Raw genomic sequence first — 17,253 nt, 5'->3', positions numbered from 1 at the left:
TTGTCGGACGATTCCCGTCGCGCCGCGGGCAATGCGCGACGCACTCGCGCGAACTAGACTTGATTCAGGGGCGGCGCGTCGCGGCGTGCCGCCCGGGCGAGGATTGCCCGGCGATGCCGGCCGACGGCGTTGTCGCGGCATCGTTGATGCGCAGGAGCGAGGCGAGATGGCACGCATGTATACCGCTGCCGCATGGCCGCCGATGCTGCGCGCGGGCTGCGCGCGTAGCCACGCACGTCCGCCGTGCCGCGGCAGCGCAGCGTAGCGTCGCGCGCACGTCCGGCCGGATGCCATGGACAGGAAATTCGACTACCCGGGATTGCTGATCGCCGCGGGCTTCTTCGTGCTGTTCGCCGCGCAGTTGCTGATGCTGCGTCCGTCGTCGGCGTCGATCGCGTACAGCGATTTCCACCGGCTCGTCGCCGCACGGCTCGTCGACGATCTCGAAGTCAGCCCCGCATCGATCTCGGGCACGCTGAAGATGCCGCAGGCCGGCGCGATGCTGCCGGCGTCCGACGCCTCGGCCGTGCAGCAGGCCGGTGCGCCGTGGCGGTTCACGACCAACCGCGTGAGCGACGAACACCTGACCGACACGCTGACCGCGGCCGGCATCCGCTATCACGGCGCGCCCGACACGAGCTGGATGGCATCGCTTGCCTCGTGGCTGCTGCCGCTCGTGCTGTTCGTGTTCATCTGGAACATGATGCTGCGCAAGCGCGGCGGGCTGCAGGATTTCACCGGGATGGGCAAGAGCCGCGCGCGCGTGTACGTGCAGCAGGAAACCGGCATCACGTTCGACGATATCGCGGGCATCGACGAAGCCAAGGCCGAGCTGCAGCAGCTCGTCGCGTTCCTGCGCAACCCCGACCGCTACCAGCGGCTCGGCGGCAAGATTCCGAAGGGCGTGCTCGTGGTCGGCGCGCCGGGCACCGGCAAGACGCTGCTCGCGCGCGCGGTGGCCGGCGAGGCGGCCGTGCCGTTCTTCTCGATCAGCGGCTCGGCGTTCGTCGAGATGTTCGTCGGCGTCGGCGCGGCGCGCGTGCGTGACCTGTTCGAGCAGGCGCAGCAGAAGGCGCCGTGCATCGTGTTCGTCGACGAACTCGACGCGCTCGGCAAGGTGCGCGGCGTCGGCCCGATGTCGGGCAACGACGAACGCGAGCAGACGCTCAACCAGTTGCTCGTCGAGATGGACGGCTTCCAGGCCGGCTCCGGCGTGATCATCATGGCCGCGACGAACCGGCCGGAGATCCTCGATCCCGCGCTGCTGCGGCCGGGCCGCTTCGATCGCCACATCGCGATCGACCGGCCCGACGTGAACGGCCGCCGGCAGATTCTCGGCGTGCATGTGAAGCGCGTGAAGCTCGCGGCCGACGTCGATCTCGGCGAGCTGGCATCGCGCACGCCGGGCTTCGTCGGTGCCGATCTCGCGAACGTCGTCAACGAGGCCGCGCTGCATGCGGCCGAACTCGGCAAGCCGGCGATCGGGATGGCCGACTTCGACGAGGCGATCGATCGCGCGCTGACGGGCCTCGAACGCAAGAGCCGCGTGATGAACGCGCAGGAGAAGCTGACCATCGCGTATCACGAGGCCGGCCATGCGCTCGTCGCGGAAAGCCGCGCGCATTGCGATCCGGTGAAGAAGGTGTCGATCATTCCGCGCGGCGTGGCGGCGCTCGGCTATACGCAGCAGGTGCCGACGGAGGATCGCTACGTGTTGCGCAGGAGCGAACTGCTCGACCGGATCGATGCCTTGCTCGGCGGGCGCGTTGCGGAGGAACTCGTGTTCGGCGACGTGTCGACGGGCGCGCAGAACGATCTCGAACGCGCGACCGCGATGGCGCGCCACATGGTCATGCAGTACGGGATGAGCGAGAAGATCGGGCTCGCGACGTTCGACGACGGCGATGTGCGCCAGGGCATGCCCGGCGCGTGGCATGCGGGCGACGGGCGCTGCAGCGAGCACACCGCGCGGATGATCGACGACGAGGTGCGCACGCTGCTCGCCGATGCGCATGCGCGGGTCGCGATGACGCTCGGCGAACGCCGCGATGCGCTCGAACGCATCGCGCGACGGCTGCTGCAGTCCGAGGTGCTCGAGCGCGAAGCGCTGCAGGCGCTGATCGACGGGCGCGTCGAACCGTCGTCCGCGACGCCGGCTGCACCGGCACCGGACGACGAAGCCGGCGCACGCGGCGGCGCGATCGAAACGGAGCACGCGTCCGCGGTCGAGCGCGATTTCGTCGCATACGGGCCGCCACGCGAACCCGAGCGCTGAAGGTGCCGCGAACCTGCGGGCGGCACGCATCGATGCGACTGCGTGCCGGCATTCCTTTCCCAGTTGATCTGCGCGGAGTCGCCATGAGCGAGGCGCACATATCGGTCGATGTCGCGCAGCAGGCGCGCTTCTGTTTCGAAGTGGTGTTTGCCGGCACGACGCTGTCGCCGGTCCTCACCGACGAACCGCCGCCGCTCGGCGAAGGACGCGGGCCGAACCCGATCCGGTTGCTGGCCGCGGCGGTCGCGACCTGTCTCGCGGCGAGCCTGCTGTTCGCGCTGGAAAAGCAGCACGTCGATCCGCAGCCGATTGCCGCACGCATCGATGTCGACATGGTGCAGAACGAAGCGGGCAGGGTGCGCGTGGGCGCGATGTCGGTACGGCTGTCGATCGGCAGGACGTGGGCCGATCTCGCGGCGGCGACGCGCGTGCTCGATCAGTTCGATGCGTATTGCGTGCTGACGGAGAGCCTGCGAGAAGGCATTCCGGTGTCGGTCGACCTGTGCGATGTGAGCGGCGCGGTGCTCGGATACGCGGCGACGGACGCGTGAGCGCGCGTCAGGGTTCGGTCGCGGCCGCGACTTCGGCCGCTTCGGCGAGCGCGTCGAGAAAGCGCGTGCGCCACCAGTGCACGTCGCTCTTGCGCAAGATCGCCATCAGCGACGCATGACGCTGGCGGCGCTCCTCGAGCGGCATCGCGAGCGCACGCTGGATCGCCTGCGCGGTGCCTTGCGTGTCGTACGGATTGACGAGCAGCGCCGACTTCAGCTGCTCGGCCGCGCCGGCAAAACGCGACAGCACGAGCACGCCCGGATCGGCCGCGTCCTGCGCGGCGAGAAATTCTTTCGCGACGAGGTTCATCCCGTCGCGCAGCGGCGTGACGAGCGCGACGCGGCTCGCGCGATAGAGGCCCGGCAAGCGCTTGCGCGCGACGGTGCGGTGAATGTAGCGCATCGGCATCCATTCGAGTTCGCCGTAGTCGCCGTTGATCGCGCCGCACAGGCTGTCCATCTCGCGCCGCAGGTCGTCGTACGCGCCGAGATTCTCGCGGCTCGGCGCGGCGATCTGGATCAGCGTCGCGCGGTCGCGGTTCTCCGGATACTGTTCGAGCAACTCGCGGAACGCATGCACGCGCTGCGGCAGCCCTTTCGTGTAATCGAGCCGGTCGACGCCCACCAGCAACTGGCGCCGCGAATATTCGTCGCGCATCCGCTCGAACATGTCGAGGCCGTCGCGGTCGCGCGCGAGCGCCTCGAACTCGTCGACGTTGATGCCGATCGGGAACGCGCCCGCCGACAGCGTGCGGCCGAATGCACGCAGCCGGCCGTCCGGCAGCCGCGCGGCGCCGGCTTCCGCTTCGACGTAATGCTCGAAGTGGAGCAGATCCGACTCGGTCTGGAAGCCGACGAGATCGTATGCGAACAGCGAGCGCATCAGCCATTCGTGTTCCGGGATCGCGGCCATGATCGGCGGCGGCGGCATCGGGATGTGCAGGAAGAAACCGATCGGATTCGTACAGCCCATCGCGCGCAGCTCGGCGGCGAGCGGAATCAGCTGGTAGTCGTGGACCCAGATGGTGTCGTCGGGACGCAGCAGCGTGCGCAGCTTGCGCGCGAACAACTGGTTCACGCGCCGGTAGCCGTCGGCGAAGCGGCGGTCGAACTGAGCGAGATCGAGCCGGTAGTGAAACACCGGCCACAGCACGTTGTTCGAATAACCGAGGTAGTAGGCGTCGTAGTCCTGCGGGTCGAGATCGATCGTCGCGAGCTGGATGCCGCCGACGTTCTGGATCTGCACGTCGTCGCCATGCGCGGGCTGGTCGTCGCTGCCGCGCAGCCTTCCGCTCCAGCCGAACCAGACGCCGCCGGATTCCTGCAGGCTGTCTTTCACGGCAACGGCGAGCCCGCCGGCCGCGGCTTTACGGGGATCTGCAATGCGATTGGATACGACGACGAGTCGGCTCACCAGCTCTCCTGACGATTGTTGGGGGAAGGTTCGTGCGGCCGTGGCGCGAGAAGCGGACGCCGCCATCGGCACGCGGTGTGCGAAGCGATGGGGCCGCAATACGATCGGACGGGAGTCAGGGCACGCGATTCGCCGTCCGAACGCGGAGTGCTTTTTTAAGCATACTCGTCATTCGTTCGTTTTAAAAGTCTGCGTCGGCGAGCGATGCGCGAGCGAACGCTGCGTTATCTCCATGTCGCCGGTGTGGCAACGCGCGATACATGGCCGGGATCGAAACTTGCGCAACGCTGCAAACGCGGCGTGCGCGATGGCATGCGGAGGACGGGCATCGCGCGCGATCGTCCGTGACGATGCGCATTGCCGGACACGCGCACGATGCCGCGCCGGTCGGTACAAACGACCGGCGACGATGCGGCTACGCCGACGGGCGAGCTACACGCACGCGTGCCGCGAATCGGAGAGGAGACGCGCGACGGCGCGCGTGCGAACCGTTCGAGCCGAACGGTGACGATGCACAGCGCATCGCGCGGTATGCGCAAGCGTGACGCAGGCGGGCCGGCGAAACCGCGTGCGCATCGTCGTCTCCTTTCGGTATCCGTTACGCGGCGGCCGGTTGCCAGTGATGCGCGGCGGGTTCCTGCGCGTGCGCGCCCGACGACGTCACGTGCGTGCCGGACGGCATCCGGAACGCGGCGACCGTTTCGGACAGCTCGCGACCTTGCGCCTCGAGCGACTTCGATGCGGCCGCGGCCTGCTCGACGAGCGCCGCGTTCTGCTGGGTCGTCTCGTCCATCTGCGTGATCGTCAGGTTCACCTGGTCGATGCCGCGGCTCTGCTCGGCCGACGCGGCCGCGATCTCGCCCATGATGTCGGTCACGCGCGCGACAGCCTGCGTGACGTCCGACATCGTCTTGCCGGCTTCGCCGGCGAGCGCCGAGCCGTCGCGGATCGTCTGTACCGACGCGTTGATCAGTTCCTTGATCTCCTTTGCCGCCGTCGACGAGCGTTGCGCGAGACTGCGCACCTCGCTCGCCACGACCGCGAAGCCGCGGCCCTGTTCGCCCGCCCGAGCCGCTTCGACGGCCGCATTCAGCGCGAGGATGTTGGTCTGGAACGCGATGCCTTCGATGATGCCCGTGATGTCGGCGATCTTCGACGAGCTATGGCCGATTTCCGTCATCGTGTCGACCACGCGGCCGACCACCGAGCTGCCGCGATGCGCGACATCCGACGCATTCGCGGCGAGCGCGCTCGCCTGTTGCGCGTTCTCGGCATTCAGCCGCACCGTCGACGTGAATTCCTCCATCGTCGCGGCGGTTTCCTGCAGCGACGCGGCCTGTTCCTCGGTGCGCTGGCTCAGGTCGAGGTTGCCCGACGCGATCTCGCTCACGGCATGCGCGATGCTGTTCGATGAATCGCGCACGCGGCCGACGATGCCGATCAACCGCTCGTTCATCGTCCGCAGCGCTTCGAGCAGGTCGCGGGTCTCGTCGTTGCCGCTGACGTGGATGCGGCTGCCGAGATCGCCGTTCGCGACCGTGCGCGCGACGTCCACGGCCGAGCCGATCGGCACCGTGATCTTGCGTGTCAGCCACAGGCCGCCGCAGGCCGCGACCGCGACCGCGATCAGGCAGATGCCGGCCAGCAGGTTGCGCTCCATCGCATAGCGATCCGCGAATTGCTGGGCGATCGCGAGTTCGCGTTCATGCGTATAGGTCGCGTAGGCATCGGTCGCGCGCACGAGCTGCGCGAGCAGCGGGCGGCAGTTGTCGTCGATGTCGGCGGTCGCCTCTTCTTTCTTGCCGGCTTGCGCGAGCCCGACGATACGCAGCGCGACGGGCCCGTAGCTCGATTCGATGCGGGCGATGTTGCCCACCAGTTCGCGCGCGCGATCGGAGGTGTCGGTCGCGTTCGCCATCATCTCCTTGAGCTTCGCGAGATGTTCCTGCACGTCCTTGTGCGCCTGGTTCACCTCGGCCAGTTCGAGCTCGAGATCGGACGGTTTGGTCACGAGCACGATGTTGCGCGCCGCGATCGCGCGCCGGTCGACCGCAGTTCGGATTTGCGCGGACTGGTTCGCCCGCGCGTTGATGCCGTTCATGTAGCGGGAAAACTCGGCGTTCGTATCGGATAGCGCCTTGAGTGCCACGCCCGACACGATCACGACGACCGCGGCGAGCAGGCCGAAGCCGCCAAGGAGTTTTGTCTTGATGCTCATTCTGGCGATATTCACGTTGTGCCCCTGCGCGTGTGGTTGGCAAATTGAATTTATTGTTCGACCAGATACGGGCTCGTGCCGGCATTAACGGGTATACCGAATGATTCTTTACCCTTCGAAAACCCTGATATTAGTTTTTTTAGCGCTGGAATCCTTTTCGGATGGGTTTGCTCGAACCCGGGCAGAAAGAACCGAGGCGCCCGTGATTCAAAGGTTTATACGTGGAATTTGAAACCGGTTTTATCAGGCGAGGCAAAAGAGATCTTTTTGCTAATAATCGTCTGATGAATTTGTTTTTATTTATGGGTGAATAAAGTGGAATTCCCTTGCGCCCTAATTGGGGAGGGAATCGGTGCGCGTCGTCGGTATGTGTCGCGCGATGGGCGGTAAAGTCCGGAAAGCGGAAATTCGCGACGGAGCGGGGGCGCCGCAAAGCGGCCCGCGGCGGGCGCCGCGGGCCGTGAGAGGGTCAGAACGTGGTGCGCAACCCGGCCATCACGCTGCGGCCGCCTTCCGGCGCGAGGCCGCGCACGACCGAGGTCGAGTAGCGGATTTCCTGGTTCGTCAGGTTGTCGCCGCGCAGGTACGCGAGCCAGTGCGTCGCACCGACGCGGAACTTGTAGGTCAGCATCACGCCGAGCGACGTGTAGCCGTCCGTCGAAAAGTCGTTGTCGGGCACGCGATGCTGCGACCACGCATGCGTGACCTGCGCGCGCGCACCGAACGGGCCGTAGCCGTAGTCGGCCGCGAGCGTCGCGCGCAGCGGCGCGATGCGCGGCAGCGGCTGGCCCGTATCGACGTTGCGTGCGTGCGTGTAGTCGGCCGTCAGCTCCAGGTCGACCGTATGGCCGCGCCGCGCGAAGGCGCGCCACTTGCCGTCCAGCTCGATGCCGTAGAACTCGGCGCGCACGCCACGGTAGATCGCCTCGTTGAGCGAACCGTCGGTACCGGGTGCGACGGGTTCGCCGTCGTCGTCCACGACGCGGCCCGTGTTGTACTCGGTCAGGTAGTTCGAGAAGCGGTTGTAGAACACGCCGACGCTGCCGCGATTCGGCCCGCTCGCGTAGCGCAGCGACAGGTCGGTCGACACGGCCTTTTCCTTCGACGCGTTCGGGTTGCCGATCAGGAACTGGCCGGTCGCATCGTGCGGGCCGTTCGAATACAACTCGTAGAAGGTCGGCGCACGTTCGGTGTATGCGACGTTGGCCGCCACCGACCACACGGGCGTCAGCGAGAACAGCGCGCCGGCCGAGACGCTGCCGGCATTGAAGTCGCGCGGCTGCGCTCCCGCGAATTTCTCGACGCCGGCCGGATCGGGATCGACCTTCACGTGCTCGAAGCGCCCGCCGAGGCTCAGCTTGAGCGCCGGGACGACCTGCCATTCCTCGAGGCCGAACAGTGCGACGCTGTTCGTGCGCGTGGACGGCACGAGCAATTCGTCACCGAGCGCGGAGAACGTGTTCTGGCCGAACTGCACGCCGATCGCGCCTTCGAACGGGCCGATCCTGCGATGCCGCGCCTCGATGCGCGCCTCGTAGCCTCGGTTGCGGAAGGTGGTGGCCGTTTCGCCGTTGTCGACTTCCTTGTGGCGATAGTCGGTGTACGCGAAGTCGAATTTCAGCTTCGTGAACGGCCCGCTCAGGTTGCGTATCTCGGAGGCGAGCGCGAGCCGTTCCTGGCGCATCCGCAGGCGCACGTCGTCCTCGGCGACGGAGCCGTAGTTCGACTCGTAGCCGCTGTACGACAGGCCCGCGAAACCGTCGGCCCACGTGTACGACGCGCCGACCGCGCCGCCATGCACGCGGCCGTCGCTGTTCGGCACGTTGCCGTACGGTTGCGGCGTGTCGGGGCCGTCGATCGCGCGTTGCTGGCTGCTGCGCGCATAGCCGGGAATCCGCAGCTTGCTCGTTTCGCGGTCGAACGCGTCGACATGGAACGCGAAGCGGCCGTTGCCGCCTTCGACCTGCGCGGCGCCCGCGCGCACCGAATTCGCGCCGCCGTAGCGCGCGTCGAGCGCGCCCGTCACGCCTTCGATCGCCTCGCGCGGAATCCGGTTGTCGATCGTGTTGACGACGCCGCCCACAGCATTGCCGCCGTACAGCAGCGCGGCCGGCCCGCGCACGATTTCGACGCGCTCGATCGACAGCGGATCCTGCGGCACCGCGTGGTCGTACGACAGCGACGACGCGTCGTAGGCCGCGACGCCGTTCTGCAGCAGCCGGATCCGGTCGCCGTCCATCCCGCGGATGATCGGGCGGCCGACCATCGGCCCGTAGGTGGTGGTCGACACGCCGGGCAACCCGTTCAGCGTCTCGCCGAGCGAATCGGCCTGGCGGCGCGTCAGCGCGTCGCCGGACAGTTGCGCGGTCGGCGAGATCAGGTCGGTGTCGCCGAGCGGGTTCGCGGTCACGAAGATCGGCGCGAGTGAAGTGGTTTGCGTCGGTGTCGGCGAGGCGGGCGTATCGGCCTGCGCGTGCGCGACGGCGGCGAACAGCATCAGCGAGACGGGCGAGAGCGGGCGAAGCGGTAGACGAGGGAGGTCGCGCATGGTCGGTGAATCAATTGGAATGGGTTGGAATCCGATCGGAAGGCGAGCCATGCGGGTCACGGCTGGATACGATATATTGTTGCGTCTGCGGCGCGCAGTGACCCGTCTGGATATGACTCGGCGTAACCCGGCCACCGGGATGAAGCGGCTTCAAAGCGGCTTCAGGTGGGCGAGAACGCAAAATGATATGTTATATCATTTCAAATTCCAAGCAAAACGGCGGCCGGCCTCAGGGTTTCCGACAAACGGCTGAAATGGCTGCGAAAGCAGAGGCGGGCCGTCGATCCGGCGGCGCAGCGGCGGCTTGCGCGACACGTCCTGCCATGAATCCGCCGCCGGCGCGCACGATTCCTGCCCCGTTGACGCGTATCAATGCGTTCCGGTTTCGAGCCCGGATACTGGTGCGCTCATCGACCAGACAGGAGCGACGCATGACTCAAACCATGAAAGCGGCCGTGGTGCACGCGTTCGGCGAGCCGTTGCGCATCGAGGAAGTGCCGATCCCGACGCCGGGCCCTGGCCAGATCCTCGTCAACATCAAGGCGTCGGGCGTCTGCCATACCGACCTGCACGCAGCCGACGGCGACTGGCCCGTGAAGCCGACGCTGCCGTTCATTCCCGGACACGAAGGTGTGGGCGTCGTCGCGGCGGTCGGCGCGGGCGTCACGCACGTGCGCGAGGGCGACCGCGTCGGCGTGCCCTGGCTCTACACGGCATGCGGCCACTGCGAGTACTGTCACACCGGCTGGGAAACCCTCTGCCACGGGCAGCAGAACACCGGCTATTCGGTCAACGGCAGCTATGCGGAATACGTGCTGGCCGATCCCGATTACGTCGGCCATCTGCCGGCGCAGGTCGCGTTCGACGAGATCGCGCCGATCCTGTGCGCGGGCGTGACCGTCTACAAGGGCATTCGCGTCACCGATACGCGTCCGGGCCAGTGGCTCGCGATCTCCGGCATCGGCGGGCTCGGCCACGTGGCCGTGCAATACGCGCGCGCGATGGGCCTGCACGTCGCGGCCGTCGACATCTCGCCCGACAAGCTCGCACTCGCGCGCGAGCTGGGCGCGCAGCTGACGATCGATGCGTCGATCGACGATCCCGCGAAAGTGATCCAGAAGGAAATCGGCGGCGCGCACGGCGTGCTCGTCACGGCCGTGTCGCGCAGCGCGTTCGCGCAGGCGCTCGGGATGGTGCGGCGCGGCGGCACAGTGGCGCTCAACGGTTTGCCGCCGGGCGATTTCCCGCTGCCGATCTTCTCGAGCGTGCTGAACGGCATCACGGTGCGCGGGTCGATCGTCGGCACGCGGCGCGACCTGCAGGAGTCGCTCGATTTCGCGGCGGACGGGCTGGTGCGCGCGCATATCCATCGCGACAGGCTCGGCAACATCAACGACATATTCACGCGGCTGCGCGAAGGGAAAGTCGACGGTCGCATCGTGCTCACCGACATGCACTGACGCGCATTCGGGCCCGCTGCCGCGACGCGACGGACGTCGCGGCAGCGCTGCGCTCACGCCTGCATCACGGCGCGAAGAACACGTCGGTGCGGTTCGTCAGGTTGCCCGCGCTGGTCTGCACGAAGAACGGGTGGAACGACGACGAAGGCATCACGTCGAGCCCCTGGTAGTCGCCGATGAAGAAGCCTTCCGCGTTCGGCGCGAGCTTCATGTCGAACGGGCCGCCGACGCGCCGCTCGTCGGCGAACGTCGTGCCGCCGTCATGCGAGATCTTGCGCCAGAAACCGGTCGGCAGCGTCGTCGTGTTGCCGGCCTGCAGGTCGCGGAAGTCGTAGTAGGTGACCATCACGGCGCCCGTGTTGTCGACGCGCACCGACGGATTGAACGCGGGGCGCCCGGTCGGCGTGTTCAACTGCTGCGGCGTGCTCCACGTCGCGCCGCCGTCCTTCGACGTCGATACGGCGATCTCGTCGTACGTGCCGCCGTTGAAGCGGCTGTCCTGCCACACCACGTAGAGCTGCCCCGAGGCCGGATCGATCGCGGGTTCCGGAATGATGTCGCCGGTGCGCACGGGCTCGCCGGTGTTCGGATCGGTGACGCCGACCGTCTGCAGCCCCGCGATCACCTGCGGCTTCGTCCACGTCGCGCCGTCGTCGGTCGACTTGATGAACGCGACCTTGCCGGCTGCCTTGCTGAACGGCGGCTGGATCAGGTCGAAGAAGTCGTAGAGCGTGCCGCTTTTCGGATCGACGACGATCTGGTTGCCGATCGTCTGCTGACGCGACGGCACGTTGACGATCACCTTCGGGGCGCTCCATGTCTTGCCACCGTCGGTCGTCTTCGAGAACAGCGTCGGCCCGCGGTATGCGTGCGTATGCAGGTTCGCGTACGGGTTGCCGTTCGGCAATTCGAGGCGGTCCCATACCGCATAGGCCGTGCCGGCCTTCACGGGGTTCGCCGTCACGGATTCCTTGTCGTTGAAGAACTGCGTCGTCGGTTCGTCGTTCGCGATCAGCACGGCCGGGCTGCTCCAGGTCTGCCCGCCGTCGGTCGACACCGACGCGGCCACCGCGTTGGCATTGTTCGACTGGTTGAACGAGATCGATACCGAATACGCGGTGCCGTCCGGCCCGAACGATACCCACGGATCGGACGCGCGCTCGTACTTCAGCCCGCCCGGCGCGCATGCGCTGAACGGCTGCGGCGTGCGCGCCCAGGTCGCGCCCGCATCGAACGTGTAGCCCGCGACGAGCCCGTGGGCGCCGCCGTTCGACCAGCGGTCCTGCTGCCACACGCCGATCATGTTCATCGGGTTCGCCGGGTTGACCGACAGCCATGGTTCGACCTCGGCGTTCACGTAGTTCGTGCCGGGGCCGCCGATGGTACAGGCGGCAAACGGGCTCGGGCCGGACACGACCACGGGGTCGGCATGCGCGGCCGCGGCGGCGGCCATTGCCACGGTTGCCGCGGCGGACAGGCGGGTGAGGCGGGTCAGGCCGGTGATAAGCGAGTGGGATACGGTCGAACGTCGCATGGACTGCTCCTCGTTGACGTGCGGCGGCGATGGCGCGGAGCGGCACGTCGCGTACCGGTACGCGGCGGCAACGGATGCCGTGCCGCGCGTCGGATCGTGTCGTTCAGGAAGCCGTTTCGGTCATCGCAATCCGCGTGTGCTGGATGCCGCCAGCACGTCGGTCAAGACACCTCTTGGTTTTCATTGCTTGTCGGGTGCGTCCAGGGAGGCGGACGCGACGGGAAGGCCAGTCCGTGCATACGGCGAATGCGTCGAAGTGGATTGAATGTAGGCGATCGGTATGCGGCGCGGGAGGCAATTTTTTGTAACAGTACGTAGCCGGAAAGCGTTGCCGAAACAGCGCTTCCGGGACGCAAGATTTTCCGCCGGAAAGTTCGGAAACCGAATCGAAAGCACGAATCGGAATCGCTATCGATTATGCGGATTCGTGCCGATGCGGTGCGCCGTCGGCGCGGTTCAGCGTTCGGCCGGAAATCGATCCTGCAACGCATGCAGCCAGCGCGCGACGACGTCGAGTTCGGCGTCGGAAAACCCGTCGCACAGCTTGCCGTTCAGCTCGCGCAGCAGCACGCGCGCGCGCTTGAGCGCCGCTTGGCCGTCGTCGGTCAGGTACAGCCGCGTTGCGCGGCCGTCGTCCGAATCGGCGTGACGCGTGATGAGGCCGGCCTTTGCCATGCGGTCGGCGAGGCCCGTCATCGCGGACGGCGCGAGCTGCAGCGCGGCGCCGACTTCGCCGATCAGCGCGCCGTCCTGCTTCGCGAGACAGAACAGTGCACCGGCCTGCGCGGCGCTCGCGCGCGTCTCGGTTTCGGCCTTGCGGTCGATCCAGCGCTGCACGCGCCGCTGGCCGATGTTCAACATGAAAAACAGTCGTCGGTCTTCGCTCAAGCTGGGTTCCCGGCTGCAATGGAAAGGGAGGGACGGCCCGCGGTGCGTGGCGCGTCGAGTGCCCGCGCGAGCCAGTCGGCCACGTCGGGCCACAGCACGGTGCCGGGGCGACTGCGAAAGAAGCCCATGTGCCCGACCGGGCCGCTGCCCGCCGCGCGCGGATCGATCTGGCGGCGTTCGACCGGCGCGCGGGTCAGATAGCTTACCAGCAGGCCGATCGCGGCCGGGTTCGCCCACGGGTCGTCGTCGAAGCCGAGCGCGAGAATCGGCAACCGTTGCTTCGCGAAGCGCTCGGCCGCGCCGAGCGTCGGATCGTCGAAGAAATAATGCGGCAGCGTCGTCCAGCGGCTCCATTCGCGGAACACGCCGGCCGGCATGTCTTCGCCGAGCCCGAGCCGCTTGCCGGGCACGTAGCCGAGCAGCGCCGACATCAGCGGGCCGAGCACACGCAGGATCAGCCGCACCTTCAGGCGTTCGGCCGCCTGCGTGATCAGTCGCGTGCTGCCCGCATGCGCGGCGACGAGCACGGCCGCGCGCAGGTGCGGCGTGGCGGCGGACAGCCCGATCGCGTGCCCGCCGACGCTGTGCCCGACCGCCAGCAGCGGCACCCCTTCATAGGCCTGCCGCGCCCACGCGGTCGCGGCACCCACGTCGAGCTCCATCCAGTCGCGCATTCGGGCCTGCAGCGCACCCAGGCGCGCGGGCCGCGATGCACCGATGCCGCGATAGTTGTAGGTAAGCGCGGCGAAACCGCGCTCGGTCAGGAAGCGCGCGAAGCCCGCATACAGCCGCTCCGGCACGGCCGTCGCCGGATGGATCAGCACCAGCGCGCGCGGCGCCGCGTCCGGCGCCCACAGCGTGCCGTGCAACGCGTAGCCGTCGGCGGCGGAAAACTCGATGGGTTGGGAGGTCATGGCCGTCCTCGTTCCGGATGGTTATTTCGTATGCGAAATATAGTCCGGGATTTATTTCGCGCACGAAATATCTATCGAGGATTCATTCGAACCGGGTTCCCGGACGGGCGGCGGGCGGCATCTGGCGATACGGGCCACGTCATAAAACATTTGCATCTTTGCATAGAAGAATATTGCGTTTGTTTCATGGTGCGGATCGACGTATCTTCACCGGTTCCATCCGTTCCGCCGGCCGCCGGGCATGGCGGAACACGTGGCGCCGCCATCGCGCGGGCGCCCGCCAACCTTCAGGGAGATCACGTTGCTGAGCCGAATCGTCACGGCACTCTTGCTGGCGCTTGCCGCGCAGCCAGGCATGGCCAAAGACACCGTCACGCTGCGCGTCGGTGAACAGAACTACTTCAACATCCAGGCGTCGATGGAGGCGTCCGGCGTGCTGAAGGACCTGCCTTACACGATCGAGTGGAAGCACTTCCAGGCCGCCGCGCCCGTCGCCGAGAGCCTGAACGGCAATGCGATCGACGTCGGCTTCCTCGGCGATTCCGCGCTGCTCACGCTGGCCGCGCGCGGCGCGCCGGTGAAAGTCGTCGCGGTATCGCGGCAGAGCCTCGACGGCGTTGCGATCCTCGTGCCGAAGAACTCGCCGGTGCGCACCGTCGCCGACCTGCAGGGCAAGACCATTGCCGTCTGGCGCGGCGCGTGGAGCCAGCAGCTCGTGCTGCGCGCGCTCGAACACGCCGGCCTGCGCGCGGATTCCGTCAAGTACGCGTACCTGATGCCGATCGATGCGACCAACGCGCTCGCGAACGGCTCGGTCGACGCCGTGTCGCTGTGGGAGCCGTTCGTCAGCACGCTCGCGCTGCGGCAGGGCGCACGGCCCGTGACGACCGCGCAGGGGCTGATGCCGGCGCTGAGCTTCGTCGCCGCGAACGAGCAGGCCGCAACGGGCAAGCGCACCGAGATCACCGATTTCCTGAAGCGCGTGGTGGCCGCCCGCCAATGGGTCGACAGCCATCCGCGCGAGTATGCCGACCTGTGGGCGAAGCGCGCGAAGCTCGAGCCGGACGTCGCGTACCGCTGGCTCAACAATGCGCACCAGCGCGTGGGCCCGGTCGACGACACGGCCGCGAAGGATGCGCAGAACACCGCCGACTTCCTGCACAAGGCCGGCGTGATTCCGACCGCGTACGACACGGCGAAGCTGCTCGACCGCTCGTATGCGGGCGCGTTCGCCGCGCCCGCGCAGAAGACGGCCGCCGCGCAGTGAGCGTGCCGCAACGCGCAGCCATTTCCGATCGACAACGAGAAGGACCATCGACATGCCCGTCGACATCATCGGCATGATCACCGCGACGCCCGGCGCGGAGGTCGACGTACCGGGCGGCGCCGCCGTCCAGCCCGACTACGTGCGCCGCTTCGCGCAGGCGCACGAGGCCGCCGGCTTCGACCAGATCCTGGTCGGCCATTTCAGCAACGCGGCGGACGGCTTCATCGTCGCGTCGTTCGCGGCCGCCGCGACCGAACGCATCCGCATCCTGCTCGCGCACCGGCCGGGCGTGATCGTGCCGTCGGCCGCCGCGCGGCAGATCGCGACGCTCGACGTGTTCAGCGGCGGCCGGCTCGCGCTGAACGTCGTGTCGGGCGGCGACGATGCCGATCTTCAGCGCGACGGCGATTTCGTGCCGCACGACGCGCGCTATCGCCGCACCGGCGAGTATCTCGACGTGCTGAAACGGATCTGGCAGGCCGACGCGCCGGTCGACCACGATGGCCCGTTCTACCGGCTGCGCGGCGCGTCGCCGCTCGTGAAGGGCGCGCAACGGCCGCATGTGCCGATCTATTTCGGCGGCTCGTCGCCGGCCGCGCTGGCGGTGGCGGGCGAGCATGCCGATGTCTACATGACGTGGGGCGAGCCGCTCGCGTCGGTGCGCGAGCAGATCGCGCGCGTGCATACGGCCGCCGCGCCGTTCGGGCGTGCGCCGCGCATCAGCGTGTCGTTCCGGCCGATCGTCGCCGATACCGAGGCGGCCGCGTGGGAGAAGGCCGAGGCGATCCGCGAGCGCGTGCGCGCGGCGCGGCTCGCGAACGGCCAGCCGATCGACGGCCATGCGCCGCAAAACGCGGGCTCGCAACGGCTGATGGCCGCCGCCGCGCAGGGCGACGTGCTCGACGAGCGGTTGTGGATGGGCGTTGCGAACCTGACCGGCGCGCGCTGGAATTCGACCGCGCTGGTCGGCACGCCCGAGCAGGTCGCGCGTGCGCTCGGGGCGTATTACCGGCTCGGCGTATCGACGTTCCTGATTCGCGGGTTCGATCCGCTCGACGATGCGCTCGATTACGGGCGCCACCTGATTCCGGCGATTCATGCGCAGGTCGCGGAGCTCGACCGCTATCACGCGGCGGTGTCCGCGTAGGCGCATCGCGTCGTTACGACGCAAGGGCTGCTTCGATTCGCCCCGGCATTCCCGTTGCGGGATGCCGGGGCGATGTCGTTCGGGTGGTCGAGTATCGATGGCCTTCAGAACGACGGCAATCCCGGCGGATTGGTTTCCGCACGCGCGATCGCCTCGCTCTGCAAACCCCAGCGCGCGAGCGCCTGTCCGTAGCGGCCGCTGCCGATCAGCGCGTTCGTCGCCAGCGTCAGCGCGGGCGCGAGCCCGCTGCCGCGCCGCGTCGCGATCGCCACGTCGGCGTTGGCCGGCCAGCCCGCATTGACGACGCCGACACGGCGGATCTTGCCGGTGCGCGCGGCCTCGTACGCGAGCGACGCGTTCGGGTTCAGCTCGGCATCGGCGCGGCCCGACAGCAGCGCGACGCGCGCCGCCGCGTCGTCGTCGAAATATTGCAGCTCGGCCGGCTTCAGCCCCTGCGCCACGTTGCGCTTGTTCCACTCGAGCAGGATGCGTTCCTGGCTCGTCCCCGCGCCCGTGATGATGCGCAGGCCGGCGATGTCCTTCGGCTCGGCGATCTTTGCGATCGGGCTGCCGGTGCGCACGTAGAAGCCGTGCAGCCCGAGCCGGTAGGTCGTGAAATCGTATTTCTCCTTGCGCTTCTCGGTCACGCCGACGTTCGAGATCACCGCGTCGTACTTGCCGGACGTCAGCCCGAGCGGCCAGTCGGCCCATGCGATCGGCACCAGCACGAGCGTGCGGCCGAGCGCATCGGCGACGAGCTGCGCATAGTCGGGATCGGCGCCGACCACGGTGCGCGCGTCGGTCGCGTAGGTCGACACGGGCGGCGCGTGCGGTGAAATCGCGACCGTGAATGCGCCGTCGCGCACCCAGCGGTAGCCGGCTGCCGCGCGGATCGCCGCGTCGTCGCGTTCGGCACGTACGCGGCCCGCCTGGCGCGGGTCGAGGTCGGCCGTCGCGGCGGCCGCATGCGCCGCGCGCCACGGCAAGCCCGCTGCCGCGACCAGCGCGGCGGTCATGAACTGGCGTCGGTTGGTCAT

12 protein-coding genes are annotated in these 17,253 nt (G+C 68.0%); 5 read left to right on the top strand and 7 right to left on the bottom strand.

Features of this window, described 5'->3' with window-relative positions; genetic code table 11:
* Positions 1–292 precede the first annotated feature (292 nt).
* The gene (gene ftsH, locus ABIC51_RS21620; protein WP_175863237.1) at positions 293–2,275 is read left to right on the top strand and encodes an ATP-dependent zinc metalloprotease FtsH; all 1,983 of its coding nucleotides are present in this window, start codon (positions 293–295) and stop codon (positions 2,273–2,275) included.
* 83 nt (positions 2,276–2,358) lie between these two features.
* A complete protein-coding gene (locus ABIC51_RS21615; RefSeq protein WP_060319416.1) occupies positions 2,359–2,826 on the top strand; it encodes an OsmC family protein in 468 nt (155 codons plus the stop codon).
* 7 nt (positions 2,827–2,833) lie between these two features.
* Here ABIC51_RS21615 and otsA read toward each other — a convergent pair whose 3' ends face one another.
* From otsA to ABIC51_RS21600, 3 genes are all read right to left on the bottom strand, one after another.
* Positions 2,834–4,240: an alpha,alpha-trehalose-phosphate synthase (UDP-forming) gene (otsA, locus tag ABIC51_RS21610; RefSeq protein ID WP_146254432.1), complete on the bottom strand. Its 1,407-nt coding sequence runs from the start codon at positions 4,238–4,240 to the stop codon at positions 2,834–2,836.
* A 598-nt stretch (positions 4,241–4,838) separates the two neighbouring features.
* The gene (locus tag ABIC51_RS21605; RefSeq protein WP_081066214.1) at positions 4,839–6,458 is read right to left on the bottom strand and encodes a methyl-accepting chemotaxis protein; all 1,620 of its coding nucleotides are present in this window, start codon (positions 6,456–6,458) and stop codon (positions 4,839–4,841) included.
* A gap of 469 nt (positions 6,459–6,927) precedes the next feature.
* On the bottom strand, positions 6,928–9,006 hold the full coding sequence (locus ABIC51_RS21600; protein WP_226128410.1) for a TonB-dependent receptor: 2,079 nt from the start codon (positions 9,004–9,006) through the stop codon (positions 6,928–6,930).
* 431 nt (positions 9,007–9,437) lie between these two features.
* On the opposite strand from ABIC51_RS21600, the gene adhP reads away from it, so the two are divergent.
* Positions 9,438–10,466 carry an alcohol dehydrogenase AdhP gene (gene adhP / locus ABIC51_RS21595; RefSeq protein WP_175897472.1) on the top strand — a complete coding sequence of 343 codons (1,029 nt, stop codon included), beginning with the start codon at positions 9,438–9,440 and terminating at the stop codon, positions 10,464–10,466.
* 64 nt (positions 10,467–10,530) lie between these two features.
* Here the strand turns inward: adhP and ABIC51_RS21590 are convergent, their stop codons facing one another.
* The 3 genes from ABIC51_RS21590 to ABIC51_RS21580 form a co-directional block, all read right to left on the bottom strand.
* Complete coding sequence (locus ABIC51_RS21590) at positions 10,531–12,000, bottom strand: sialidase family protein (RefSeq protein ID WP_226128408.1); 1,470 nt, start codon at positions 11,998–12,000, stop codon at positions 10,531–10,533.
* A 456-nt stretch (positions 12,001–12,456) separates the two neighbouring features.
* Positions 12,457–12,888, bottom strand: a complete 432-nt coding sequence (locus ABIC51_RS21585; protein ID WP_027791650.1) for a MarR family winged helix-turn-helix transcriptional regulator — start codon at positions 12,886–12,888, stop codon at positions 12,457–12,459.
* Positions 12,885–13,802 (bottom strand): alpha/beta hydrolase family protein, encoded by a 918-nt coding sequence (locus ABIC51_RS21580; protein WP_175897470.1) that lies wholly within the window; start codon positions 13,800–13,802, stop codon positions 12,885–12,887. The genes ABIC51_RS21585 and ABIC51_RS21580 overlap by 4 nt, the downstream gene beginning before the upstream one ends.
* A gap of 355 nt (positions 13,803–14,157) precedes the next feature.
* On the opposite strand from ABIC51_RS21580, the gene ABIC51_RS21575 reads away from it, so the two are divergent.
* Complete coding sequence (locus ABIC51_RS21575) at positions 14,158–15,069, top strand: ABC transporter substrate-binding protein (RefSeq protein ID WP_226128406.1); 912 nt, start codon at positions 14,158–14,160, stop codon at positions 15,067–15,069.
* Between the two features lie 52 nt (positions 15,070–15,121).
* A complete protein-coding gene (locus tag ABIC51_RS21570; protein WP_226128404.1) occupies positions 15,122–16,216 on the top strand; it encodes an LLM class flavin-dependent oxidoreductase in 1,095 nt (364 codons plus the stop codon).
* A gap of 104 nt (positions 16,217–16,320) precedes the next feature.
* On the opposite strand, the gene ABIC51_RS21565 is transcribed toward ABIC51_RS21570, so the two are convergent.
* Positions 16,321–17,253: an ABC transporter substrate-binding protein gene (locus ABIC51_RS21565; protein ID WP_175897467.1), complete on the bottom strand. Its 933-nt coding sequence runs from the start codon at positions 17,251–17,253 to the stop codon at positions 16,321–16,323.

The organism is Burkholderia sp. 572 (assembly GCF_040545135.1).
GTDB lineage: Bacteria > Pseudomonadota > Gammaproteobacteria > Burkholderiales > Burkholderiaceae > Burkholderia > Burkholderia cepacia.
Note: the sequence above shows the minus strand (reverse complement) of the source record. Positions and strands in the feature narration are given on the sequence as shown.